24 protein-coding genes and 1 other annotated feature are annotated in these 26,270 nt (G+C 47.4%); of the genes, 18 read left to right on the top strand and 6 right to left on the bottom strand.

Annotation, left to right across the window (positions count from 1 at the left end; all coding sequences use genetic code 11):
• Window positions 1-28: 28 nt before the first annotated feature.
• A complete protein-coding gene (locus tag ABTV53_RS05915) occupies window positions 29-1,612 on the top strand; it encodes an alpha/beta hydrolase family protein (RefSeq protein ID WP_433751596.1) in 1,584 nt (527 codons plus the stop codon).
• 92 nt (window positions 1,613-1,704) lie between these two features.
• Here the strand turns inward: ABTV53_RS05915 and ABTV53_RS05920 are convergent, their stop codons facing one another.
• Window positions 1,705-3,063, bottom strand: a complete 1,359-nt coding sequence (locus ABTV53_RS05920) for a hemolysin family protein (protein ID WP_433751597.1) — start codon at window positions 3,061-3,063, stop codon at window positions 1,705-1,707.
• Window positions 3,064-3,439: 376 nt separating this feature from the next.
• Between ABTV53_RS05920 and cls the strand changes: the two genes are divergently transcribed.
• Entirely contained in the window at window positions 3,440-4,879 is a 1,440-nt protein-coding gene (gene cls, locus ABTV53_RS05925; RefSeq protein ID WP_433751599.1) for a cardiolipin synthase, read from the top strand.
• A 348-nt stretch (window positions 4,880-5,227) separates the two neighbouring features.
• Window positions 5,228-6,136 (top strand): YitT family protein, encoded by a 909-nt coding sequence (locus tag ABTV53_RS05930; RefSeq protein WP_433751601.1) that lies wholly within the window; start codon window positions 5,228-5,230, stop codon window positions 6,134-6,136.
• Window positions 6,137-6,191: 55 nt separating this feature from the next.
• On the opposite strand, the gene ligD is transcribed toward ABTV53_RS05930, so the two are convergent.
• The 4 genes from ligD to ABTV53_RS05950 form a co-directional block, all read right to left on the bottom strand.
• Window positions 6,192-7,082, bottom strand: a complete 891-nt coding sequence (gene ligD / locus ABTV53_RS05935) for a non-homologous end-joining DNA ligase (protein WP_433751603.1) — start codon at window positions 7,080-7,082, stop codon at window positions 6,192-6,194.
• 39 nt (window positions 7,083-7,121) lie between these two features.
• Complete coding sequence (locus ABTV53_RS05940) at window positions 7,122-8,072, bottom strand: RNA ligase family protein (protein ID WP_433751604.1); 951 nt, start codon at window positions 8,070-8,072, stop codon at window positions 7,122-7,124.
• A 328-nt stretch (window positions 8,073-8,400) separates the two neighbouring features.
• A complete protein-coding gene (locus tag ABTV53_RS05945) occupies window positions 8,401-9,273 on the bottom strand; it encodes a VOC family protein (RefSeq protein ID WP_433751606.1) in 873 nt (290 codons plus the stop codon).
• Between the two features lie 314 nt (window positions 9,274-9,587).
• Window positions 9,588-10,502: a Ku protein gene (locus ABTV53_RS05950; protein ID WP_433751608.1), complete on the bottom strand. Its 915-nt coding sequence runs from the start codon at window positions 10,500-10,502 to the stop codon at window positions 9,588-9,590.
• Window positions 10,503-10,751: 249 nt separating this feature from the next.
• Here ABTV53_RS05950 and ABTV53_RS05955 point away from each other — a divergent pair, with 249 nt between their 5' ends.
• From ABTV53_RS05955 to ABTV53_RS05985, 7 genes are all read left to right on the top strand, one after another.
• Entirely contained in the window at window positions 10,752-11,048 is a 297-nt protein-coding gene (locus ABTV53_RS05955) for a hypothetical protein (protein WP_433751610.1), read from the top strand.
• Between the two features lie 4 nt (window positions 11,049-11,052).
• The gene (locus tag ABTV53_RS05960; RefSeq protein WP_433754084.1) at window positions 11,053-11,229 is read left to right on the top strand and encodes an H-type small acid-soluble spore protein; all 177 of its coding nucleotides are present in this window, start codon (window positions 11,053-11,055) and stop codon (window positions 11,227-11,229) included.
• Window positions 11,230-11,418: 189 nt separating this feature from the next.
• A complete protein-coding gene (tsaE, locus tag ABTV53_RS05965) occupies window positions 11,419-11,901 on the top strand; it encodes a tRNA (adenosine(37)-N6)-threonylcarbamoyltransferase complex ATPase subunit type 1 TsaE (RefSeq protein ID WP_433751611.1) in 483 nt (160 codons plus the stop codon).
• Between the two features lie 2 nt (window positions 11,902-11,903).
• Window positions 11,904-12,752: a tRNA (adenosine(37)-N6)-threonylcarbamoyltransferase complex dimerization subunit type 1 TsaB gene (tsaB, locus tag ABTV53_RS05970; RefSeq protein ID WP_433754086.1), complete on the top strand. Its 849-nt coding sequence runs from the start codon at window positions 11,904-11,906 to the stop codon at window positions 12,750-12,752.
• 237 nt (window positions 12,753-12,989) lie between these two features.
• Window positions 12,990-13,511: a ribosomal protein S18-alanine N-acetyltransferase gene (gene rimI, locus ABTV53_RS05975; RefSeq protein ID WP_433751613.1), complete on the top strand. Its 522-nt coding sequence runs from the start codon at window positions 12,990-12,992 to the stop codon at window positions 13,509-13,511.
• Window positions 13,508-14,563, top strand: a complete 1,056-nt coding sequence (tsaD, locus tag ABTV53_RS05980; RefSeq protein WP_433751614.1) for a tRNA (adenosine(37)-N6)-threonylcarbamoyltransferase complex transferase subunit TsaD — start codon at window positions 13,508-13,510, stop codon at window positions 14,561-14,563. The genes rimI and tsaD overlap by 4 nt, the downstream gene beginning before the upstream one ends.
• A gap of 514 nt (window positions 14,564-15,077) precedes the next feature.
• Window positions 15,078-15,416 (top strand) — a binding site (T-box leader).
• Between the two features lie 330 nt (window positions 15,417-15,746).
• A complete protein-coding gene (locus ABTV53_RS05985; RefSeq protein WP_433751616.1) occupies window positions 15,747-17,303 on the top strand; it encodes a 2-isopropylmalate synthase in 1,557 nt (518 codons plus the stop codon).
• A gap of 569 nt (window positions 17,304-17,872) precedes the next feature.
• Here the strand turns inward: ABTV53_RS05985 and ABTV53_RS05990 are convergent.
• The gene (locus ABTV53_RS05990; RefSeq protein ID WP_433751618.1) at window positions 17,873-19,831 is read right to left on the bottom strand and encodes an ABC-F family ATP-binding cassette domain-containing protein; all 1,959 of its coding nucleotides are present in this window, start codon (window positions 19,829-19,831) and stop codon (window positions 17,873-17,875) included.
• Between the two features lie 281 nt (window positions 19,832-20,112).
• On the opposite strand from ABTV53_RS05990, the gene ABTV53_RS05995 reads away from it, so the two are divergent.
• From ABTV53_RS05995 to ABTV53_RS06030, 8 genes are all read left to right on the top strand, one after another.
• Window positions 20,113-20,751 carry a 5-formyltetrahydrofolate cyclo-ligase gene (locus ABTV53_RS05995; protein ID WP_433751619.1) on the top strand — a complete coding sequence of 213 codons (639 nt, stop codon included), beginning with the start codon at window positions 20,113-20,115 and terminating at the stop codon, window positions 20,749-20,751.
• Between the two features lie 15 nt (window positions 20,752-20,766).
• On the top strand, window positions 20,767-21,270 hold the full coding sequence (gene moaC, locus ABTV53_RS06000; protein WP_433751621.1) for a cyclic pyranopterin monophosphate synthase MoaC: 504 nt from the start codon (window positions 20,767-20,769) through the stop codon (window positions 21,268-21,270).
• 37 nt (window positions 21,271-21,307) lie between these two features.
• Complete coding sequence (locus ABTV53_RS06005; RefSeq protein ID WP_017690080.1) at window positions 21,308-21,793, top strand: MogA/MoaB family molybdenum cofactor biosynthesis protein; 486 nt, start codon at window positions 21,308-21,310, stop codon at window positions 21,791-21,793.
• A 208-nt stretch (window positions 21,794-22,001) separates the two neighbouring features.
• The gene (gene tatA / locus ABTV53_RS06010) at window positions 22,002-22,250 is read left to right on the top strand and encodes a twin-arginine translocase TatA/TatE family subunit (RefSeq protein WP_036611264.1); all 249 of its coding nucleotides are present in this window, start codon (window positions 22,002-22,004) and stop codon (window positions 22,248-22,250) included.
• A gap of 78 nt (window positions 22,251-22,328) precedes the next feature.
• Window positions 22,329-23,111, top strand: a complete 783-nt coding sequence (tatC, locus tag ABTV53_RS06015; protein ID WP_433751623.1) for a twin-arginine translocase subunit TatC — start codon at window positions 22,329-22,331, stop codon at window positions 23,109-23,111.
• A 400-nt stretch (window positions 23,112-23,511) separates the two neighbouring features.
• On the top strand, window positions 23,512-23,793 hold the full coding sequence (groES, locus tag ABTV53_RS06020; RefSeq protein WP_017690077.1) for a co-chaperone GroES: 282 nt from the start codon (window positions 23,512-23,514) through the stop codon (window positions 23,791-23,793).
• A 73-nt stretch (window positions 23,794-23,866) separates the two neighbouring features.
• The gene (groL, locus tag ABTV53_RS06025; RefSeq protein ID WP_036611259.1) at window positions 23,867-25,501 is read left to right on the top strand and encodes a chaperonin GroEL; all 1,635 of its coding nucleotides are present in this window, start codon (window positions 23,867-23,869) and stop codon (window positions 25,499-25,501) included.
• A gap of 402 nt (window positions 25,502-25,903) precedes the next feature.
• The gene (locus ABTV53_RS06030) at window positions 25,904-26,140 is read left to right on the top strand and encodes a hypothetical protein (protein ID WP_433751625.1); all 237 of its coding nucleotides are present in this window, start codon (window positions 25,904-25,906) and stop codon (window positions 26,138-26,140) included.
• The last annotated feature ends 130 nt before the right edge of the window (window positions 26,141-26,270 follow it).

Here is a 26,270-nt window from a genome sequence, read left to right on the forward strand (position 1 = left end):
ATAAAAATGATTTGGAGGAAATATGACCATGACCAATTGGAAAAGGCTACTCCTGTCTCTTAGTTTCGTATGTCTCATCCTGCCAGTGACATCGATCTCAGCAGCTGCTGAAGAACCCGCTGGGAATGAAAATCTGGTTCCTATTCGTGAGATTGCAGAAAAGAATGGGGCAGAGGTATCTTGGCAACAAAAAACAGGTGAAATTACAATACGAAAAAATGAGCTTACGATTGTAGTTAAGGTAGGAGAGAAACAGGCGATGGTGAATGGGCAAGCCATATCCTTAGATAATCCTGTTCAGTTAACGAAAGGAGTTACCTTTATGGATGGGGGATTTCTTACCGAGACACTGAAATCAGCACCTGAGGATATATTCATTTCACTTATAAGTAAGGGTGACGGCGAAGAGGCTGCCAAGTATGTTCATTCCTCTGTGAGTGGAGTGTTGTCACCGACGTTGTTGAGTCAGCTATGGGGAGCTTTAGAAGGGCAAAATGGCAAAATTACAAGTGAAGCCATAACTAAACACGTAGAAAATAACACAGTGCATCGCAATGTCACCTATACTTTTAAGACAGCGCTTACTCGTTTGAATATTACAGTCAGAATGAATGATGACGGACTTGTGGATGACTTGTATATTGCTGCCGCTACGCCAGATGTGTATCAAAAACCAAGCTATGACAACCCATCTGCCTATACAGAACAAGACATTACGGTTGGTCAGGGGGATTTGGCTTTACCAGGGACATTAACTTTGCCCAAGGGAGAGGGACCTTTCCCGGTTGTCATTCTGGTACATGGTTCTGGGCCTAGCAATCAAGATGCTGCCATTGGTGGGGCGAAGCCTTTCCGTGATCTTGCGGTAGGGTTGGCTTCACAAGGTGTTGCTGTACTAAGATACGATAAGGTTACGTATGAGCATACCTATAAGGTCGCTTCTCAGCCTAAATTCACATTAAAACAAGAGAGCGTAGATCAGGTAAACGATGCAGTAGAATTACTTAAAAAGAATACACATATTGATCCTACAGCCATTTTTGTGGCTGGACATAGTCAAGGCGGGTTTGCAATGCCGTTAATCATTGCTGACGATAAGCAGCATGATCTTGCAGGGAGTATTCTGCTTGCTGCGCCAAGCAGCAGCTTTGCGGATGTGCTTATCGAGCAGCAGGACGAATTGGTAAACCGGATGGAGCGGCTAGGTTTAGACACGAAGATCATCAAAGAACAAGCTGATTTTTATAAAAATGTTGCTGTGATCGTCAAAGATCCTCAATACTCTATAGATCATCTTCCTGAGGCATTTCCACTTCAACCTGCTTATTGGTGGTTTGAGCAGAGAGATTATGTACCTGCAGAACTGGCTAAAACACAAATTTCCCCTATGCTTATTATACAAGGTGAAAATGATGTGCAAGTGTCCATGAATCAGTTCCAAACCTGGCAATCGGCTCTGCAAGGTCATTCCAATGTAACGTACAATAGCTATCCAAAGGTAAATCATCTGTTATCCAGCTATGATGGACTTTCGATTGGTCAAGAGTACGCTGAGCCATCCAATGTCTCCAAAGCCATTATCGATGATATTGCGAAGTGGGTATTAAAATGACATGGAGAAGAGTAACACATTGAGCCTATAATATATAAAAGAGGAGCACTTACCCCTGTAGGCAAGTGCTCTTCTTATTATATAAGGTTGCTTTATTTAGTCCAATTAGATTCTTTCTCGTCTTCATCGGTGTAGTCAGACATGGTCAGTGGTTCCTTGGGAACAACGGCCACTTTGTAGAACCGATTCTTGTCTTTTTCCAGCAAAACAAAGATTAGATTCTCAAACTCATATTCTTCCTGTTCGTTCATCTCGGGACGATGGCTGTAGAGCCATCCACCAATGGTGTCCCACTCATCTGCATCCAGGCTGGACATAAACATGTCGTTCACCTTCGATAAGGAAACCTTACCATCCATAATGACATAGTTCTCATTGATGACTTGAATATCTTCCACTTCGTCTGCGTCGAACTCGTCGCGAATCTCACCAACAATCTGCTCAAGTACATCCTCGATGGTTACAATTCCGGAAGTTCCGCCATATTCATCAACCAGCACGGCGATATGCACGCCATCCTTCTGCATTTTCTTGAGCAAGTCCTTCACAGGAGTTGTTTCGTGAACAGCGGATACAGGTTGAATCAGGGATGACAGATCAACAGGTTCATCATTTCCGTAAAGTTCCAGGAAGAATTGTTTCGTATTAATGATTCCGATAATATCGTCTTTACTCTCATTAACTACTGGAAAACGGGTATATTGCTCTTCACGAATAATCTCCAGGTTTTCCTCGTTTGTTCTATTCACATAAAGGCAGACCATATCGGTCCGGGGCACCATGATTTCTTTGGCTAACATCTCATCAAAAGCAAAGATTCGACTTACATAACCGAATTCAGCTTGGTTGATTTTACCACTTTCAAAGCTCTCATTAATAATAATCTGTAACTCTTCTTCGGAGTGTGCATCTTCATGCTCGGAAGCAGGTTTGATTCCAAACAGTTTCACCAGTTGGTTCGCTGAGCCGTTTAACAGCCAGATAAAAGGATACATAATTCGGTTAAACCAGATGATAGGTGTAGACGTCAGCAGTGCAACAGTCTCGGCTTTCCGGATTGCAATCGTTTTTGGAGCGAGTTCACCAACCACAACATGCAGATACGTGATGGAAGCAAACGCGATAACAAACGATAAGAATGAAGAAACCGCCTCAGGAATTTGCAAGCTTGCGAACACAGGGTGGAGAATCTTCTCTACCGTTGGTTCACCCAGCCAGCCCAGTCCCAGAGATGTGATCGTGATTCCAAGCTGGCAGGCAGACAAATATCCGTCCAGATTGGCAACGGCTTGTTTAACAGCCAGCGCACGCTTGTTTCCTTCTGCAATCATTTGGTCGATCCGGCTCGGTCTAACCCGTACCAGAGCGAATTCCACTGCCACAAAAAACGCCGAAAGTCCTATCAAAATCGCAACCAATACTAAATTTAACGCATACCTCTCACTGTCCATTCACTACTGTTCTCCTTTAAGTAATAAGTTTTTAACGATTATTATATCTAATTTTACGTAAGAAGACCACCTCCAGACAAAGAAATGAGGAAGAGTCTGGAAGGTGGGATGAGCAGATTGGCGTCACAAAGCGAATCTGCTCCATCATAAATCTGATATGTAGAAGGTAACACAGTCAGAATATACAATGTACGAAGTAGAAATTTGAATTTCCAGAATCAAGTATTCCGTCTGATTATGTAAAGTTTTATTTAAGTAAACGTTACGAATAGGGGGTACATTGGGTATCTATGATTAGCTGTATACATAATCGTCAAAGCTGTGTAGGTGAGAGAAAGGTAAGGTCATGAAGCTTGCCACTTGAGGAGGAAGCCAAATGTTCTGGCTGGTCATTATATTATTCGTATTTATTTTCCAGGCAGCCACAATTCTTTTGCTGGAATTTCGTAATCCGGCTAAAGCTGTGGCTTGGCTGTTTATTTTGTTCTGTGTGCCTTTGATCGGTTTTGTAGTGTACTATTTCGTGGCGCAGGATTATAACAAACGAAAAAAACTCCGCAAGGGTGGATCGCGCATCTTCCGTGAAATGAAGGAAACGATCTGGGAACAAGCCCACATCATTGGAGATGTCGAACAGATGCCTGGCGATCGTTTCAGCCACCAGCATCGATTGTTTAACCTGTTATCCCATCTGTCGGAGAGCCCGATTACAGGTTGTAACCACAGTACGGTGCTCACAAATGGTGAAGAGGCATTTGGGGCAATGCTGAGGGAAATGGAAAAAGCAAAGCACCATCTGCATGTGGAATTTTACATTTTCCGTGATGATGTGATCAGTACGAAGTTTCAGGATGTCATGATTCGCAAGGCACAGGAGGGCGTGAAGGTTCGGTTTATTTGTGACGGTCTCGGCAGTCACAAGATGAGCTGGAATTTTATCCGCAAACTGCAGGATGCAGGTGTGGAGTTTCATTATTTTCTACCGCCACTGATTGCAACGATTGACCGAAGAGTCAACTACCGGAATCACCGTAAAATTGTCGTTGTGGATGGACGGGTCGGCTTCGTTGGTGGCATTAATGTAGGTGATGATTATCTTGGGCAATATCCGGAGATTGGTTTCTGGCGGGATACACATGTGCAGATCGAGGGAGATGCCGTATATTTCCTGCAAAGTACGTTCCTGAACGACTGGAAATTGGCTTCCGGTGAGCGAATTACCGAACCCCAGCTTGCGGAATTATTTCCACCTCATATCTGTAGCGGGGAAGAACGAATTCAGATTCTGGCCAGTGGGCCGGACCAGGACTGGGATGCCATTCAGGAAATGTGTTTTGGCGCTATTTCGGTAGCTTGTGACCGGATTTACATTACCACACCTTATTTTATCCCTGATCCTGCGCTGTATGAGGCGCTGAAAACAGCTGCTGTCAGTGGTGTCGATGTAAAAATTATCATTCCTTATCAATCCGATTCCAAGCTCGTGCATCTGGCGTCACTTTCATACGTGGAAGAGTTGCTGCGAGCAGGTGTTGAGTTCTTCCAATATCGTAAAGGTTTTGTACATGCCAAAGTGATGATTGTGGACGAGTTGCTTGCAACGGTAGGCACAGCCAATATGGATATGCGCAGTTTTTTTTGCAATTTTGAGTTGACGGCTGTCCTGTTCGAATCCTCTGCGATTCGTCGTTTGATCACTGACTTTGAACGTGATCTCGGGGAATGCAGTCAGATCGATGGGGAGGTATTTCAGAAGCGTTCACGACGGCAAAAAGGCGCAGAAATGCTTTCTCGGATGCTTTCTCCGCTTCTTTAGCCGATTTAGGGCAGATTTCTAAAGATAAGTTCACTTTTTGTGAATTTATCTTCTTTTTGCTAAGTATTTTGCGCAAATTTGATCTTTTATGATATAATAGATATATAAATTGTGTCTTGGCGAAGGAGGGAGTCTGCGGGAAAACAGACTCCCTTTTGCTCTCTTTTGAAAGTGTAACCGGAATTAAGGCAATCTTGAATCCATTTCATATCGCCTTTAGATGCTTGAGCTCGTACTGACAGGGTACGTATAGAATCAATCTGTTTGTTCTTCTATATGTAAGTTCCCCGTGGAGTATTTAAATGATTTATGAAATGGATTCACATACTGATCCGACGGGGGGATACCATGTCCAATGTAACGGTTAAAGAACTGACATCCAAGCCTGACCGGGGTGTCAAAAGCTCGGTGTTTACATTAAAGTTGCTGCAACGTATTGTCATGATTCTGATTGGTGCTGCACTGATGGCTGTATCACTTGAAATATTCCTTGTGCCCAATGGCGTCATTGATGGGGGAATTACAGGGATTTCGATTATGGTTTCAGAGGTAACGCATCTGCCACTCGGAATATTCCTGACCTTGCTTAACTTGCCATTCTTGATTCTGGGTTACAAACAGATTGGTAAAACATTTGCGTTATCGACATTGCTAGGGATCGTGGTGATGTCCATAGGGACTGCTTTGTTGCACCACGTGCCTGCATTGACACCGGGGGAACCATTGCTTGGAGCCGTGTTTGGGGGGCTGATTCTGGGTGTGGGTGTTGGACTTGTTATTCGGTCTGGCGGTTCACTGGACGGCACGGAGATTGTGGCCATCTTGCTTAGTGAGAAATCACCGTTGTCTGTAGGACAGATCGTATTGTTCATTAACGTATTTATTTTCGCGGGAGCAGGTTTCCTGTTCGGCTGGCCGAACGCCCTGTATTCCATGATTGCATATTATATTGCGATGAAGATGATTGATATTGTCAATGAAGGACTTGACCAGTCCAAATCGGTATGGATCATTAGTGAGAAGTATCGTGATATCGGTTCAGCCCTGACAGACCGTCTTGGTCGTGGTGTAACTTTCCTCGATGGAGAGGGCGGATTCAGCGGGGACGAGAAAAAGATCATTTTTGTCGTGATTACCCGTTTGGAAGAAGCGAAGCTGAAGACCATCGTTGAAGACTGGGACCCGCAAGCCTTTGTGGCGATCGGTAACATTCATGACGTGAAGGGAGGACGTTTCAAGAAAAAAGGTATCCATTAGCGATTGATATACGCATGAATGATAATAACCGACACCCTTGTGATGAGGGAGTCGGTTATTTTTTCTTCATATGCTTGAGAATGTGTTCAACGGGTTGGGGTTCAACAGCTGCGATTAAATCACCAGTTTTGTTCAAGCGTTCAATGATGTTCATCAGATGGTAATCCTGGATGGAGACGTTGTTTCGAACCTCATCCCAGGTAAGGGGTGTGGAGACAGTGGCGCCAGATTTGGCACGTGGTGTATAGGGAGCGGCAAGGGTTTTGCCTCCATAATGCTGGAGATAGTCAAAATAAATGCGGTCTCCACGGTCCTTTTTAAGTCGTTCCAGTGTGAACAGATCCGGGTGCTTCTGAGTGACATATTTGCCCACAAAATAGCCGATATCCCGCAATTCATCAAAGGTTACACCTTGAATAATCGGAACGATGATCTGAACTCCTGTTGCGCCCGAAGTTTTGGGAATCGACCTCAGACCAAGGGAAGTCAGGGTTTCGCCAACGATGAGCGCAGCTTGCATGATCCGGGGTTCATGTTCCTGAGAGGGGTCCAGATCAATCATCCATTCACAGGGCAGATGGCTTCCCACAGTATGCAGAGAAGGATGGAATTCAAGTGCGGCCAGATTGCCAAGCCATAACAATTCGGGAAGTCCGTTCATGACCACATAGCGGATGCCGTCGTGAACTTCAGTCCGCACATAATCTGGTACAGGCTCAGGGGCATTCTTTTGATAGAAAAATGTACCACCAGCGCCGTGGGGATATCTTATCGTGGTGAGAAGTCGATTGCTCGTATACGTGAGCAGATACGGAGCCAGAGCGGCCAGCTTTTGCAGATAGATGGCTTTGGTAACACCCGCATCCGGCCATAACAGCTTGTCCGGGTTCGTAACGGTTAGCTCTGTGCCTTCTATTATGATGGTTCCTTGGATCTTAGGGGCCACACCGAACACCTCCTATACGTAATCTATATACGAACTCATTCATTGAAGAAGCTGGTTCACCAGACAATCCTCACGGGTTACATCCGCGAAGGTCTGAATACTGGGATGGCGCAGGGTGTGATGATGAGTCAGCTCCATATATTGCACTTTGACTCCTATTCGTGGTTCCACCCAGGTGGTCTCCGCACTGCGCTCAGGTACATTATGGAATGGTCTGTCCTGCCTGATCAGAGGCTCGACTTGATGTGTGAGTTCCCTCCACGTATTGGAGTTCAGCTTGCCAGTCCCGACATGACCAATATAGACAAAGTTTGGCCCATCATATACACCGACCGCGACAGCATTCACAATACCGCTCCGGTACGTGACTCCCCCGATCATGGCATATACATCATGCATGATTTTGACCTTCTGCCAGCGCTGGTCCTTGCCCTGTATGCCATAACTGCTGGTGAGATCCTTGCAGACGATGCCTTCCATCTGATGTTGTCTCATGACCGTAAGCAGGGAAGCTGCATCAAGCGTATTGGTGACCTCCTGCACATGGGGAGCGGTGTTAAGGACCTCGTGCAACAGGCGCTGTCGATCTGCCAAAGGCTGATCCGTCACCCATTTCCCCTCATAGAACAGGATATCAAATACCATATATGTGACCGGAATTTGATGTATGGCTTGGGCGATACCTTCGGGTCTGCTCATCCGATCCCGCCGCAGAACGTGATAAAATGAAGGTTTTCCGGTGTCCGGGTCCAGCGCAATAACTTCTCCATCCAAAATATAGGAGGAGCCTGAACATAAATTGCGTGGAGTTACCAGCTCGGGATACTGTGCAGTTCGATCATGTAATCTGCGATTCACCAGGCGAAGCTCATGCCTGTCCTCATAGGCAAGCATGCGGACTCCATCCCACTTGACCTGGGCAATCCATTGCGGCCCTGTGGGCAAAGTATCTCTGGAGATGGGTTCGAATGGAATCAACGGTTTGAACATGGGGAACTCCTTCCTCGTACCAATCAATTAGCGCAGGTTAATTCGGAATTTTACTATATTTTTTTGAAAACGGGACTTCATATGATGCACCAGAATGAGCAATAACGGCGAGCTGCCTAAACAGTCAAGCGCCCTACTCAATCATAAGGTATCTCCCTAAGATATCTTGTCTATGTATTGGTTAGAATGTACCAATTGTGCCAGTTTTATAAGAGCCAACTCAAAAAGCCCGTGCAGCCGATCTCTCTGTGATGTAGAGAAATCAGTTACCCGGGCTTATTAACATGTGGTTAGGCAATCATATTGTATTATAACGGCTACAATAGAATCAGTTCGCAGTTGTCAGACGTATACGAATATTCTGTGGGTCTACCGTAAACCAAGTGTTCTCAACTGGTGTAACGACTGCACCGGATTGACGTAATTGTTCAAGTGCCTGTTCCAATTGTTCCTTGGTGGCGTACACAATGGTGAAGTAATCAATTCCTGTAGCGTTATCTGGATTGACAGGTGCATTCACTCCTGCCCAGATATTGAGTCCCAGATGATGATGGTAGCCGCCTGCGGATACAAATAGTGCTGACATGTTGGCGAAGTTACCCACGATATCAAAACCGAGTATGCCGGTGTAAAAGTTGCGGGCTTCTTCCAGGCTGCGGACGTGGAAATGAACGTGACCGATAACGGTGCCAGCAGGAAGACCCTGCCAAGGTTCATTCTCCGATATGGCAAAGAGGCTTTCCACATCAACAGGATCACTTGCCATCACGTAGTTATTGTCGCTATCCCGTTTCCAGGTATCACGTGCACGGTCGGTATAGATCTCAATCCCGTTCTGATCCGGATCGGAGATATAGAAGGCTTCGCTGACCAAGTGATCGCCTTGGCCGATATCGATACCGGATGCAGCCAGATTACGAAGAGCAAGACCCAGGGACTTACGGTCAGGCAGCAGGATGGCGAAATGATACAATCCAGCGTGTGAGCGTTCCGGCAGGGTAGTTCCATCCGTGAGCTCTTCCAATCGCAGCAGGGACTGTTTCCCGTCGGCTGTCAACGTAGCCACTTTGCCACTGCGCTCCAGTAATTTCAATCCAACGACATCGGTATAGAACTTAATCGAACGGTCCAGGTTCATAATTCGGAGACTCACTTCACCCAGATGGGTTGTGGCAGGGATTTGATACGTCGTCGTATTCATGATGGTTTCCTCCTGATAATAGATAATATGGGTTCTCGTTAGATTGTGTATATGCGTTGAAAACGGATTATTTAAAATTGCATAATGTAAAGCAGAATTACAGGTTGACTGTATATTCATAAATAAGTTACTTTTCATAAGTTAATATAAAATATAAATCAGCTTTCGTCAATCGTATTTTCAATTATAACTGTAGTTTTATTGGCAAGAACTGCTTCAATAGTTATGTAAAAAAAAATCCGACTGTGAAGCCGGATCGGAGTAAACATCATTACATGAGTTATATAACGGAATCGTTCTTGCCTGAGCGACAATCAAACTTTTGGTTTGGGTGTGGCCTTTTTTCTTTTGGCTGGTGCAGCAGATGTATCGGATTCTCCTCCGGCAACCGCTTGAGCAGGCGTTTTTCGCGGTGCACGTTTCTTAGGCTTAGCCGTTGTTGTTCCAGGGTCAGCCGGAATGGGCTTCACCGCCTCGATACTTGCCTGCAAGGCAGCCATCAAATCCATCACATTAGCTTCGGGTTTGGCTGGAGCAATCTTGATTTCTTCGCCTGCCACTTTGTGCTGAATAAGATCCAGCAGTTTGCTGCGATAGTCATCGGTGTATTTACCGGGTTCAAAAGGCGTGGACAATTGATCAATCAGCAACTTTGCCATCGTGAGTTCCTTTTCATTCACGTTCTGCAGTTCCGGCAAGTTGGGCACCTGGGAGACAGGACGAATCTCGTCGGGATAGAAAATCGTCTCCATGGAGAGGCAATCTTCCAACACACGAATGGCAGCCAGACTGCTCTTCGAGCGAATAGAGATTTTGGCAATGCCAATTTTGCCGGTATCCCGCATCGCATTCATCAACAGCTGGTAGGCATTTCCCCCAGCCTGATCGGGCGATAGGTAATATGTTTTCTGAAAATAGATCGGATCAATCTCAGTCAAGTCGACAAAATCCAGTATGGTAATGGTTTTGCTGGTGGAATCGTTTAACGCTTCCAATTCATCTTTCTCGAAGAGTACAAATTTACCCTTTTCATATTCATAGCCTTTGGTAATCTCTTCCCACTTCACGTCCACTTCACAGGATGGACATTGACGAACATAAGCGAGCGGGCTGCCGCAGACTTTATGGATATAGCGCATAGAGATGTCTTTGTCTTCGGTAGCCGAGAACATTTTGACAGGGACATGCACAAGGCCAAAACTGATTGCGCCTTTCCAGACGGTATGCATAGATCGGCTCCTTTCGAAAGGTTGTTCAAAAATTCTGCTTTTGATTACAAATCACTGGGCTTTTTGAACATGGATTTATATTCAATAGTATGGGCATCTGGTGCAAGGGATAATCGTTTTATGGACAAACGAATTCGTATGGTTCGGCGAGAGTCGGGGATGATAACAGAAACATGCTTGGATTCCGACAGGAAGATGAGGATGGGATAAGTAGTTATTCTCGCAGCACATATGCCGGGAGGTGCAATATTGAAGAACAGACGTGATGAGGAAGAAGCACACAAGCATGCCTTTACTCCATATCCTCTTGTCGAAGCCGAAAGTGCTGAAGAATTCTATACACCTGCTACAGCTGTAAACTGGGAAGCGGTCACTTCGGAAGAATTACCCCTTGATCGGGAGTCGTTCATGCTCGACATTGACCGGATGGTGAATGAAGGGTTAGGCGGGGGACAGGTTACGGAAGATAACGGGTATATTGGTGAAAGTACAACAGATAACATGATTCGGGAATCACATGATGATCCGGAAGGGGAGTATGAATAAGATGATGGATGCGAAACGCGCCAAAGCGATCTATGATTCCAAGGATACCATCGCCGTTACGCTGGAGGGAGATCCAGTCTGGATCGAGAATGTGGATGAAGCCAATGGTATGGCAACCGTTCAGGTTGGCAGCAGGCCGGGAAATACCCAGACGGTTCGTGTGGATCGCTTGCAGGAGTAGATACAAGTAGCATATGGTTATTGAGGAATTCGAGAATAAATAAAAGCTGAAATATATGCATAGCACGACCGGTACCGAGAGGTACCGGTTTTTGGTTTTGGCCAGGGTTGTTGCGGGGGAAGAAAGGGACCGATATAATAAGGTTCAAAGTGAACTCAGGCGGCTGGACCGCCAAAGGTGGGGCGAATATTGAATCAGACGCACGAGCAGTGGGTGTATCCATCCCATGGCATTGCAGATACAGAAGCACTCGCTTCCGCACTCGCCAGACAGGCAAACGCCGGCATGGTGATTGCTTTGGATGGTGATCTGGGTGCGGGAAAAACGGCATTTTCGCAGAAATTTGCCTGGCATTTGGGTGTACGTGATGTGGTGAGCAGTCCCACATTCACGCTAATCAAGGAGTACGAAGGGCGTCTGCCTTTATATCACATGGATGTATATCGCATATCGCTGGAAGAAGCGGATGAGCTTGGACTTGATGAATATTTCTATGGAGCCGGAGTCAGTCTGGTGGAGTGGTCGAGTATCATTCCCGAATTGCTGCCGCAAGAGCACTTGCATGTGCAGATTGAAACAACGGGCCTGGAGGATCGAACGATTACACTGGATGGGTACGGCGAGACTTATGCAGCCCTGTGCCGACAGTTCAGACAGAATGGGGTCAAATGATGATGGAAGATTTACAAAAAGAGCCGCGTCAGCGGTTTTTGGCGTTGGATACATCTACCGCAGTGATGGCAGCTGCGATGATGGAAGGTCATGCGCTTCTGGAAGAACGCAATGAACGGGCTGAGCGCAACCACTCGGTACACGTCGTACCGGTGATGGAGCAGCTGCTGGCCGCCAGCAACACACAGCCTGGGCAACTTGACGGTATTGCCGTTGGCATTGGCCCAGGCTCGTACACGGGCATCCGCATTGCGGTGACCGCGGCGAAGACACTGGCCTGGGCGTGGGACATCCCCGTAGCCGGGGTGTCCAGCCTTCAGGCCATCGCCTGGGGCGGCTGGCACAGCGGCCTTGCCGCCAAGGCAGAAGCTGCGGCAGAGGATGCCGCAGCAGGGGCTGGCGGAACGCCATCCGCGGACCAGGGCAGCACAGGTGCTGCCCCTGTCCACTGGATCGTTCCGCTTGTGGATGCAAGGCGCGGTCAAGCGTGCACCGCGCTGTTTGCCTCCGCCGGGAGCGACGCGCCCCGGCGTCTGGCGCCGGATGCCATCCGCAAGATGGACGGATGGCTGGAAGCCCTCGCCGCCCGCATGGCGGAGGCGGCGCCGGAAGAGCGGCCCTCAGCCGTCTGGATCGTCGGCGAGACGGGCCCTCATGCTGCGGCAGCGGCGGAGCTTCGCTGCCCTGCAGGAACGGCGCTCCAGCTTGTACCTTATGAGCTGGAAGGCCGCTGGGTTGGGCGCCTTGGCGCCGCCGCGCTGCTTGAAGGTCAGCGTGATGACGTGCATGCGCTGGTGCCAAACTACACCCAGCTTTCTGAAGCGGAAGCCAATCTGCTGCGCAAAGGCTGAAAGAGGTTGTTCAAAAAGTCCGCTTTTGATTACGAAGGATGCCTGGCGGCATCATCAGCATCGAATATGGAATTCAGCCGAAATAAGTGGCAGGCTTACGAAGTATGTTTCCTGAGGAAACATTTTGGTTGCTCACGTAGTTTTCCCTACGCTCCGCTACTCCGTTTCTAGCTTCATCCCATCTTCTCGGTACTGAAAACCGGTCTTTTTGAACACGCACTAAAGGGGGGAAAGCAGATGGACGACGTGGCGAATAACAAGCAGGAAGCTTCGCTTCAGTTCAGGTTCATGACACTCGCGGATATTCCCGATGTGATGGAGATTGAACATGAGGCCTTTACCCTGCCCTGGACGGAAGAAGCATTTCAAAATGAATTGACACACAATCATTTTGCTAAATATATGGTAATGGAATTGGAAGGCAAGGCCATTGGCTATGCAGGTATGTGGACGATTATGGACGAAGCCCATATTACCAATATTGCAGTCAGAGGCGCATATCGTGGACGTAAACTTGGCGAAAAGCTACTGGATGAATTAATGAGCACAGCGGCTTATCTCGGGATGGAACGAATGACGCTGGAGGTCAGAGTCTCGAACAGCATTGCTCAGCGTTTATATCAGAAAAAAGGGTTTGAATCGGCGGGTCTTCGTAAAGGGTATTACTCCGATAATGGGGAAGATGCGATGATTATGTGGGCGAACTTGCCGTCTGCAGGCCGGAGCGGCGAAGAGGAAGGAAGCGTACTGGATTCATGAACGAACTTAATGAAAAAATAAATTCTGCACCATCCTACATTTTGGCGGTGGAGACAAGCTGTGATGAAACATCGGTAGCTGTAGTCAAGGACGGACGGGAAGTGCTGTCCAATCTGATCTCAAGTCAGATCGAGACGCACAAGGCATTCGGTGGTGTGGTCCCTGAAGTGGCTTCACGCAAACACGTGGAAGTCATTACGTTGATGCTGGAACAGGCGATCGAACAATCCGGCATTCGTCCGCGTGATTTGAGTGCAATTGCCGTGACGCAAGGCCCGGGACTCGTTGGGGCATTGCTGGTAGGAATCGTTGCGGCAAAAACGCTGGCAATGGCACTGGGTAAACCGCTCATTGGTACACATCATATTGCGGGGCATATCTATGCCAACCGACTTACTCATGAACTGCAATATCCAGCGATGGCACTGGTCGTATCCGGTGGACATACAGAACTCGTGCATATGGAATCCGAAGGCAAGTTCAAACTGATTGGTCGTACACGTGATGATGCCGTAGGCGAAGCGTATGACAAAGTAGCACGTGCATTGGGCTGTCCTTATCCGGGTGGCCCGCATGTGGACCGGATGGCGTCTGAAGCGGAGGATGTAGTGCCATTACCACGGGTATGGCTGGAAGCAGGTTCGTACGATTTCAGTCTCAGTGGCCTGAAGTCTGCTGTACTGAATGCGCTCAATCAGGCTAAAATGCGCGGAGAAACCTTGGAGCCGTCTGCAGTTGCACGTGGTTTTCAGGAAGCTGTCGTAGAAGTGCTGGTGGAGAAAGCCGTAAGAGCAGTTCGTGAGTATGGTTCGCGTCAACTGTTATTATGCGGTGGTGTTGCAGCTAACCGGGGATTGCGTTCCGCACTACAGGAGCGTTGCGCGAAGGAAGGGCTTGAGCTGTTAATCCCGCCAATGGAATATTGTACGGATAACGCGGCCATGATTGGAGCGGCTGCGTATCTGAAATGGCAGCGGGGAGAAATCTCGGAATTTGATGCCAAAGCTGATCCTGGACTTTCCCTGGAGGAATGGTCCGTTCAGTCCCTATAAACAGGCCGTTTGAGATTAAGAGTTGACAGCCTGGATGTGAAGAATGTATATTAGTTACAAATTTAAACAGGAATTTATCTTCCTGAATGGTTAAACGCGATGAACAGGAACAGTAAGGTCAATCCCGGTCTTAGAGAGCTGCGGTATGGTGCAACGCAGTCGAAGGAAACCTGAAACTCCCCTGGAAGCGGAACGATGGAACACGGTGACTCCCTGGGAGAATCCGAAGGCCGATTATGGCCCAAAGTACATGGTTACGGGTTGCCTCCGTGAATGGGCCGTTGTCGGATGGATCGTTATGACTGGGATTGGCCGACAATAACTGAGGGGGCTTTCAGGCTGCTTCAAGTGATCCGGATGTATGTAAGCGTCGAGGGGTTGTCTTGAATGAACAGGAAGGAAGTCAACAAGAGTGGTACCGCGAAGGTGAACAGCCTGTCGTCTCTTGCATTATTGCATGAGGTGGCAGGCTTTTTTGATTTTCAAAATAAGGATGAATGAAGTTAGTCATATGATAAATGTGATGAACGGGAGCAGTAGAATGATAAAGCGCACAGAGAGCTGCGGGGTGGTGCGACGCAGTGGCTGGAATCCTTCGAATCTCGCCCGGGAACGGAGCTGTGGAAGCATTGTGACGATATCAATCGCCCCGTTGTCCTAATGGTCAACGACATGTGTTACACAGCAACGGTTAACCCCCGTTATAGGGTGTTTCTCCGAATTCCAGTGATGTCGTACGTGCACACACATCCAACGGATTTCGGAGACGACGAGGTGGATGGAGTCCGGCGTAAGTCTGGCCCATCAAGCAAGAGTGGTACCGCGGAGGGGAGAATAACCCGCCGTCTCTTATATGAGATGGCGGGTTATTTGTGTTTGCTGCCGGCAGCAGGGTGGGCATGGGAAGAACCATATGGAGATTGAAAAGTCAGAAGGTCAGGGTGTAAGTCGACGTACACTCTGTTATGAGGGTAAGCAGGATATGCAACGAACGAGCAATGAACATGGAACATCAAGCATAGGCACTAAACATTCAACAGGCTTTAATGATTACCAAGGACTAAGCTACAAACAACATACGCGTATACAAATAAATATATAACAAGGGACAGCGATCAGTGGGTGTTCTGTGGCTCGTGAATCGTAACGAAAATCTTTATAAATTTGATGGAGGTTGATGAATATGACAACGACTAATAACAAACGCATGATTGAAATTTTTGATACAACGCTGCGCGATGGAGAACAGGCACCGGGAGCGAGTCTGCAACCCGAGCAAAAGATCGAACTGGCACACCAACTGGCTTCTCTCGGTATCGACGTCATTGAGCCTGGATTCCCGATCTCCAGTCCAGGTGAGTTCGCGGCGGTTCAGGCGATTTCGAGACAGTTGCAGAACGTGGAGATCTGTGGATTTGCACGTGCGGTCAAAGGCGATATTGATGCAGCCGTTCAAGCAACGGCGGATGCAGCTCGGCGCCGAATTCACCTGTTTATCTCTTCTTCGGATATCCATATTGAGCATCAGCTGCGCCGTCCGCGCAGTGAAGTGGTGGCTACCGCTCGTGAGATGGTATCTTATGCACGCCAGTTCACGGACATCGTAGAGTTCACAGCCATGGACGCTGCTCGTACCAAGATGGATGATTTGATTGAGATGGTTGAAGTCGCCATTGAAGCAGGGGCCAGCATTATCAATCTGCCGGATACGGTCGGTTATGCCCTGCCACATGAGTATGGCGAGATGTTCCGTCGGGTGCGTGAGGGTGCAAGAGGTGGCGATCAGGTTCGCTATAGTGCCCACTGTCATAATGATCTGGGCCTGGCTGTAGCCAATAGCTTGGCTGCAATTGCCAATGGAGCTACCCAGATTGAAGTGACCATCAATGGTATCGGAGAACGGACGGGGAACTGTGCACTGGAAGAGCTGATTATGGCGCTGGAGACTCGGGGAGACGCAATTGGTGCAACGACGAACATTAAGCTGAATCAGCTATATGAGACTTCACGTCAGATTAGCCGTGCGATGCACTTCCCGATTGCGTACAACAAGCCAGTGGTGGGACGTAATGCGTTCCAGCATGAATCTGGCATCCATCAGGATGGTCTGCTGAAGAACCGGAGCACCTATGAGATTATGGACCCGGAAGCGCTGGGTATCCCACGCAGCATGATTATTCTGGGCAAACATTCCGGTCGTCACGCCTTGAAGGATCGGGTTCGCAAATACGGTTTTGAACCGGATGAGCAACAAATGGAGCAATTGTATGAGGTGTTCAAAGAAACCGCAGACCAGCAAAAAGTGGTCAGTGACGACCAGTTATTGCAGATGGTTAGCCAGACCATGAATATTCCTGCACAGGATTATGAGCTGGTTGAATTGCAGGTGACGGCGGGCAGCATGACGGATCGAATGGCCGCCGTTCGTATTCGCACAAGCGCTGGAGAACAATCTTACTCCGCTGTTGGCGGTGGACCCGTGGATGCAACCATCCGTGCGATTGGTCAGAGCATTTCCGATGATATTGCATTTGTTGATATGGAGATGCATGCCTTGAGTGGGGGAGAGGGTGCAAGTGCGGAGGCGGTAGTTACCGTGGAGCGTGCAGGACGTGAGTTCCGGGGAACGGCAACGCATAATGATATCGTCATGGCTGCCGGTTTGGCTTATGTAGCGGCTTGTAATGCTGCTGGGCTGAAGGCCGAGTCTTCCGAACATCATGAACAAATACATGCGTAGATCATCTTGGTAGAACGTATGTGCAGCAGCCATTGTAACAATCGCGATTCGCTGTAAATTGTATCGTAAGAAGTGAGTAACACTGGGCAGACCTTGAACCACAAAGGTCTGCTTTTGTCTTTTTATGGAGGAACATTGAGGAGCAGGAGAATGCATTTGTCAAGGTGTGACTATAGTTATCCACATATCCAGTGAAATTTGTGGGTAACTACCGCAAAGTCAAACCAGTATAGTTTTCGAAAGGAAAAGGGTTTAGGGGATAGAATGACTCCTTACTATCCACAAAGTTGTGGATAAAGTGGATAACTTAGTGGATAAATATGGTTTTTGTGTGTAAAAGGCTATTCTACCGCTGTATAATTAAGCTTATTAATGTGCTTGCTATCTTGCTTTCTTGTGGATAAGTGTGAGGAACAGGGGGTAAAAATATTTCTCATCATTTGAGTAAATTTGACAAAAGCCAAAACCTGCTCCCGACCTATAACAAAAAACTGATCCCAATAAGGAATCAGCCGATGATACAACTATACTTGTATGGACGCGATCAAGCCGCTGTGTCTGAGTTTGTACTATTCCATAGCTAGTTCTTCCCAGTCCTCGTATGCCTTGGTGAGCTCTGCCTTGCGTTCCTCCGATTGTTGCTGGAGTTCTTGCAACTTCATATAATCCTGATAGATTTCAGGCAGAGCCATCTGCTCCTCAAGCTCTGTAATCTTCGTTTCCAGTTCCGCAATCTGTTGTTCCAGTGCTTCCTGCTTGCGTTGCCGGTTACGCTCTTCACGCTTTGCCTGTTTTTCCGCTTCGAATGAGGCCGCTCCGGATTTTTCGGTTGTGGGTGTACTTGAATCCGATTTGGACGAGTTCTTGGATGAAGCCTGACGTGCCTCAGCAGCTTCGCGTGCGATGTCCTCAAGCTCCTGTTTCTTCTCCACATAATCATCATAGTTTCCAAGATAGTGTTCCGTTCCACCTGGATGAAGCTCAACAATCCGTTCAGCCATTTTGTTGAGGAAGTACCGGTCATGGGAGATGAACAGCAGGGTGCCCTCATAATCCATTAATGCGGCTTCCAGCACTTCTTTGGCAAACAGGTCCAGATGGTTTGTAGGCTCATCCAGAATGAGCATGTTGGCTTCCTTCAGCATCAGCTTGGAGAGAGAGACACGTGCTTTCTCACCGCCACTGAGGGAGGAGATTTTCTTGAGCACATCGTCACCGCTGAACAAAAAGTTCCCCAGTACGGTCCGAATCCGTGCTTCTTCCATCCCGGGATAGGCACTCCACAGTTCTTCCAGAACCGTGTTGGATGGATTGAGTCCAGTCTGTTCCTGATCATAATAACCAATCTGTACTTTCGTTCCCCACTGGATATCCCCGGTTACCGGACGTAAACTTCCGATGAGACACTTCAGCATGGTGGATTTACCAATACCGTTCGGACCAATCAGGGCAACGGTTTCCCCGCGCCGCAGATCGAAGGAGACATTGCGGAACAATGGAGAAGCCTCGTCATAAGCGACAGACAGCTGATCCACACGAAGCACTTCCTTGCCGGACATAACGGCTGTTTCGAAGGAAAAATGAGCTTTTTTCAAATCTCCCATCGGTTTATCTAGGCGCTCCATTTTGTCGAGGGCCTTGCGGCGGCTTTGAGCCCGTTTGGTCGTCGACGCACGTACAATGTTTTTTTGGACAAAATCTTCCATCTTGGAGATTTCGCCTTGCTGTTTCTCATATTGCTTCATCTGAGTCTCATACTCGGCAGCTTTGAGTTCCATATAACGGCTGTAATTGCCCGTATATTTTTTGGAGCGGTGCCGTTCGATCTCAACGATGGTCGTTACAAGTCGATCCAGGAAGTACCGGTCATGGGATACCACGAGCAGTGCGCCTGAATAACCTCTCAGATAATCTTCCAACCAAGTAAGGGTGGCGATATCGAGATAGTTGGTAGGCTCGTCCAGCATGAGCAGATCGGGCGCCTGAAGCAAAATGCGAGCAAGCGCAAGGCGTGTCTTCTGCCCGCCGCTCAGCGTAGCAATGGGGGTGTCTGGCGAAAATTCGCCGAATCCCATCCCGTGCAGTACACTGCGAATGCGGGTTTCCATCTCATAACCGCCATGGTCCTTGAACCAGTCGGATCGTTTTGCATAACGTTCCAGCATGTCCGCGTACTTTTTCTCGTCTTCCATCTGGGCAGGGTCGGCAATATCGCGTTCCATCTGACGCAGATCGGCTTCAGCCTGTGTCAGGTGAGCGAAGACGTTCATCATTTCTTCCCAGATGGTGCGATCGGATTGCAGCCCGCTGTTCTGAGCCAGGTAACCGAGCGTGGTTTCTTTGGATTTGAAAATCTGTCCTCCGTCATAGGACATCTCACCGGCTACAATTTTGAGCAAAGTGGATTTTCCTGCACCGTTTACACCAACGAGGCCGATACGCTCGCGTTCTAATATTTGTAAGTTCACGCCGTCCAGGATTGGATCGACACCAAAACGTTTGATAATTCCGGATACTTGCAGCAGCATAAAATTAAGTTCCTCCATAGGTCCAGTTCTTGATATGACAACTATATCCCAGTTTACATGAAATACAGAGCAATTGCACCGATTGGGAACGCATGGGGCATGTAGTCTTTTTGATCAATCAATGATAAACTGAAAGAAGGCATGTTATTACATGAGGATTTTGCAGAAAATGAATCATTTTAACCATTTCAACAAGATGACAACTGGTCATAACATATATATTTGTTTTTAAAATGAGAGCTTTTTTTACCTTCCCTATCAACAGGAGGTTATTCAAGGATATGCAGGATCATGCGGAACTGAAAAGCCAGCTTCGATCCAGACTGAGGCATAGCCGTGATCTGATGGATGTGAGCATACGTCAGCAGGCGATGACTAAGATTAACGATGGAGTGAGGCGGGAGCTGGAGCGCCTTAGACAGGCTAAGAGTAAGGTCGTGAACAGACCACTCGTCATATTCAGTTATTTGTCCTATGGAAGCGAAGCGTCCACAGCTTTTCTGTTTCAAGAGGGCTGGAATCATGGAGATCTGATGTTTGCACCGAAAGTGCTGGCGAATCCACCTCGAATGGAGCTACGGCGAGTGACTGGAGAACGGGATCTGGAGCCAGGCATATGGGGGATACCGGAACCCAGGGATTCCTGTGAAGTGCTGTCACCTGAAGATTGGTCGGATATCGATCTCGTACTGGTACCAGGGCTTGGTTATGATCTTCATGGAGGACGTATTGGCTATGGTGGCGGTTATTATGATCGTTTTGCCGAGAAGCTTGCAGCAACATGTGCGATGACGGGCAAGAAACCGTTGATGGCTGCGATGGTATTGCCGGGTCAGTTGCAAGAGGAGATCCCGATGGACCTGCTCGATCTGCGGATTGATCTGTTGATAACAACCGAAGGTATATTACATATCGAATAAAGGGTTGTGATGTGATTGAGTTCAGAAGCGAACAACGGCCAGTCTTCCGGTGGCAAACTGACCCATTTCAATGAACAGGGGCGGGCCCGGATGGTTGATATTTCGGGTAAGGAAATTACCGTACGTACGGCTGTGGCTGTAACCAAGGTGACGATGAATCCAGATACTCTGGAAGCGATTCGGGAGGGCCGAATCGGCAAAGGTGATGTTCTGGCTGTGGCTCAGATTGCCGGGATTCAAGGCGCGAAGAAAACGTCGGACTGGATTCCGATGTGCCATCCTCTGGCACTGACGGGTGTGGATATTCGTTTTCATGATAACGGAGTAGATGAATTACACATTGAAGTTACGGTCAAAACCGAAGGCAAAACGGGTGTTGAGATGGAGGCGCTCACGGCTGCCTCGGCTGCAGCACTGACGGTCTATGACATGTGCAAGGCCATGCAAAAAGATATGATTATCGGTCCAACTATGCTGAATTTCAAGAGTGGTGGCAAAAACGGTGATTACAGCCGATAGGCAATATTTATTTTCATAGAGGAGAAGGGTGATCTTTATGGTGTGGAGAACAGCAATCCTGACAGCCAGTGACAAAGGAGCCCGCGGTGAGCGTGAGGATACGAGTGCACAAGTCATTCGGGAGCTGGTGGAAGAAGAGCTGGGTGGTCAAATCGTGGAGTACCGCATCGTTCCGGATGAACCCGATGAGATTATTGCAGCTTTGATTGAGATGACGGATTATTTTCACGCCGATCTGGTGCTGACGACCGGTGGCACGGAGCTGGCCATTCGTGATATTACTCCGGAAGCGACCCGGCGCGTGATTGAGCGGGAAGTTCCCGGGATGGCAGAGGCCATGCGGTACAGTGTAATGAGCAAAAATCGTTCTGCCATGCTCTTCCGTGGGGTATGTGGCATTCGGGGACGCACGCTGATTGTTAATCTGCCAGGTACACCAAAGGGTGTTCACGAACATCTGGCTGCCATTATGGATCAGCTTCCGGAAGCGCTGCTGATGGTTACGGGTCAGTTCAAGCAATAATCGAGCATGGACTCTGGGGCAAGATATCCAATTAGCCATGACCGTTGTTAGATTGTTCTAGTGACATCTCTTATTTGTGAATTTTGCGGGTTATGTAAGTGGTTACATCTATGGTATGATGGGCTTAAATTAAGAACGCAGCAGAGACATCTATGAACATTCGGCCGAGTATGCGCATCTTCGAAGCTTGAGACGAGGAGGAATATCAATGTTAAGTTCCATTGGACCAACGGGCTTTATTTTGCTGGCCGTGATTGCATTGTTGTTGTTTGGACCGAACAAACTTCCGGAACTGGGACGTGCAGTTGGGCGTACCTTCCGTGAATTCAAAGAGGGCGCTCGCGAGATTATCTCTGAGGATGACTCATCCAATCGCAAAGAGCAGGAGAAAGCGAAACCGCTGGCGGCTGAGAGCACACCTGCAGACAAGCCTGCTGATAAACGCCTGCCGGAATAATCTTGACGGCAATGAAAGAGAAATCCCTTCCTGCCGGAAGGGTTTTGTATTTTAAGCTGGCAATAATGGGGGGCAGGCATGACGCAGCAAATGGAAGAAATGTCGATTACGGAACATCTGAGAGAGCTGCGGAAGCGGCTGATCTACGTATTAATTATTTTTGTGCTGGGGCTGATTGCAGGATTTTTTGTTGCGGACCCGGTATACCAATATCTGACCAAGGCAGAGTCTGCAAAAGGTTTTGTATTGCATGCCTTCTCGTTTTGGGACGGGATTGGTATCTACATGAAGATTGCAGGGCTGTTTTCGCTTATAATTACACTGCCATTTACGGTGTATCAGATCTGGAAGTTTGTTAGTCCAGGGCTAAAGCCGCGCGAACGAAAAGCGACGCTGAAGTATGTGCCCTATGTGTTTCTCTTATTTCTGACAGGTATGGCTTTCTCGTATTATGTTATTTTTCCAATGGCACTTGCCTTCACAACAGCGATTACGGAGAAGATGGGACTTGTGGAGACCTACGGGATGAAACAGTATTTCAGCTTCCTGTTTGGCATTGTGCTGCCTGTGTCCTTGTTATTCGAACTTCCTTTACTTATTATGTTTCTGACAGGACTGCGGATTCTGAATCCCATTCGCCTTCGCAAGATGCGCAGAGTAGCTTATTTTGTTCTGATCTTCATTGCGGTGGTGATTACACCTCCAGACTTTATTTCCGATTTGCTGGTGATGATTCCTTTGCTTCTGTTATATGAGATCAGTGTGTTATTATCCGCAATTGTATACCGCAAGCAACTTGCAGCCGATGAAGAGATCGAGTCACGCTACGTTCGTGCTGAGGATAAGAAACATGCGGGCTGAATGAGGATAAGCTGTTATGTGCCCGGAGAAGACGGTCTGTTCTTTTCCGGGCTATTGTTGTAGATTGTTCAACTGCCAGACAGGACAACCAGGCATATTATGTTCAACAATGGATACAATGGGAAAGGGACTGTCTGCTAACGTTGCAGAAGGGCTCAAGAATTTCGTAGAATAAGAATAGTGAATTGCCTCATAGAACCAGGCACAGCGGGTATACTTTGGCTATGTTTGTGTAAATTCAACGTAAATTCTCGCAGGAATTCGTCAAAAGGACTTGAAATCATGCTTCAAGTTGAGTATCATAAAGTTGGTTGTTAGCACTGAACACTGTCGAGTGCTAATACATATGGCTACAACCTACAATGTAACGTTATATAATTTCAAAAGGAGGCTATTTTTCATGATCAGACCTTTAGGTGAACGCGTATTGGTAGAACCACTGGAGCAAGAACAAACAACTTCTTTCGGGATCGTACTCCCGGACTCCGCCAAAGAAAAACCGCAAGAGGGTAGAATCATTGCAGTTGGTGCTGGAGTATTGAAAGACGGCGTACGTGTAGCTCTGGAAGTGAAAGAAGGAGATCGCGTTATTTTCTCCAAATATGCCGGTACAGAAATCAAATTCGAAGGTAAAGAATATTTGATTATGAAAGAAAGCGATATTCACGCGATTCTCGACTAACTCAAATTTAATCGGATAACCGAACCATATAGCACTACCATTTTCCAACAAAAACTAGGGAGGTTTTCTTAACATGGCTAAAGACATTAAATTCAGTGAAGACGCTCGTCGCTCCATGCTTCGTGGTGTGGACGCATTGGCTAATGCAGTAAAAGTAACACTCGGTCCTAAAGGCCGTAACGTGGTTCTGGAGAAAAAATTCGGAAGCCCGCTCATCACTAACGATGGTGTAACCATTGCTAAAGAAATCGAACTGGAAGATGCATTCGAAAACATGGGTGCACAACTGGTTAAAGAAGTAGCAACGAAAACCAACGATGTTGCCGGTGACGGTACTACAACAGCAACTGTACTCGCGCAAGCGCTGATCACAGAAGGTCTGAAAAACGTAACTGCAGGCGCTAGCCCAATCGGTATCCGCAAAGGGATCGACAAAGCGGTTAAAGCTGCGGTTGCTGAATTGCAATCCATCTCCAAACCAATCGATTCCAAACAATCCATCGCACAAGTTGCAGCAATCTCTGCAGCTGACGAAGAAGTAGGCGAACTGATCGCTGAAGCTATGGAAAAAGTAGGTAAAGATGGCGTAATCACAGTAGAAGAATCCAAAGGATTCGCTACTGAGCTTGAAGTGGTTGAAGGTATGCAATTCGACCGTGGATACATCTCTCCTTACATGATCACGGATACGGACAAAATGGAAGCTGTTTTGGACAATCCGTACATCTTGATCACAGACAAAAAAATCTCCAGCACGCAAGACATCTTGCCATTGCTTGAGAAAATCGTTCAACAAGGCAAACCGCTGGTATTGATCGCTGAAGATATAGAAGGCGAAGCACTGGCTATGCTGGTTGTGAACAAATTGCGTGGTACATTCAATGCTGTAGCTGTTAAAGCTCCAGGATTCGGTGACCGTCGTAAAGCAATGCTGCAAGATATCGCTGCTCTTACTGGTGGCCAATTGATCACGGAAGAACTGGGTCTGGACCTGAAATCCGCTGTTGTGGAACAACTGGGTACAGCTCGCCAAATCCGTGTAACAAAAGAAAACACGATCATCGTTGACGGTGCTGGTAACAAATCCGATATCGATGCACGTGTTAGCCAAATCCGTACACAACTGGAAGAAACAACTTCCGAGTTTGACAAAGAGAAACTGCAAGAGCGTCTGGCTAAATTGTCCGGCGGTGTAGCAGTCATCAAAGTTGGTGCGGCTACTGAAACAGAATTGAAAGAACGCAAACTTCGCATCGAAGATGCCCTGAACGCAACTCGCGCTGCAGTTGAAGAGGGTATCGTATCCGGTGGTGGTACAGCGCTCATGAACGTATATAGCGCGGTTGCGGCTGTAGCCCTGTCCGGTGACGAGCAAACAGGCGTAAACATCGTCCTGCGCGCTCTGGAAGCACCAATCCGCACAATCGCAGCTAACGCTGGCGAAGAAGGTTCCGTAATCGTGGAACGTCTGAAAAAAGAACAAACAGGAATCGGCTTCAACGCTGCAACTGGCGAGTGGGTTAACATGATCGAAGCTGGTATCGTTGACCCTGCGAAAGTAACTCGTTATGCATTGCAAAACGCTGCTTCCGTAGCAGCAATGTTCCTGACGACTGAAGCGGTTATCGCTGACAAACCAGAACCAGCAGGTGCTGGTGGCGGAATGCCTGACATGGGCGGTATGGGTGGAATGGGCGGCATGATGTAATAAAGGTGTAAAAACCTTTAAAGCATCATGAAGCAAATACTGTTACAATAAATAAACAAGAACCACTTCTTAGTAATTATTGAGAAGTGGTTTTTGTGTTATTGAATCTTTTTATAAGCAAAGTACGATTCCCTCTTATCCCTTTCGAAGTGAATATTTGTAAAATCATATATATTATAGTGACAAAGCGTTTTCGACGGGTTCGTATTATGTAAGTATCTCTTCTGCGCAAGGGATGTGGAGCAAATTGGATGTTTCTCTTGGAGCTGATGGTTATAAATGATTCGGGGCTTCGCTCTAAATGCTGATTTGAAGCCCTAAGATTGAAACTTTGCTTCAATGTTCTCGTATGTACTGTGATAAATAAACAGGTTATCAGTAACGACTGGAGGAGGAAATGAATTGAGAAAGGGTACAAAGTGGGTATTATGGATTCTGGGCTTGATGCTCGCTGCAATATATATCAACTTTTTTATGAATCTATATAGCTTTGCTTATGCGCTAATTACCGTGCTTTTACTTGCCTTTATGGGGTGGGGATTCTTAGCAAAGTTAAAGAACGACGTTCGTCAGCATGAAGATCATCATAGAAGAGAGCACCAGTCTGCGATCGATGATATTGATCGATACACAAGATAGGTAACACATACATGATTTATCACACGTAACCTAGCTCAGCTCTGATCTGATAATCTAGGCAATTGATTTATCGAAAACGAAAGACCCGATTACCTTTAAAATGAGTTGGAACAATCAAAGTGAGACTGTA

Source organism: Paenibacillus amylolyticus (genome assembly GCF_050990605.1).
In the GTDB taxonomy this organism is placed as follows: Bacteria; Bacillota; Bacilli; order Paenibacillales; family Paenibacillaceae; genus Paenibacillus; species Paenibacillus amylolyticus_H.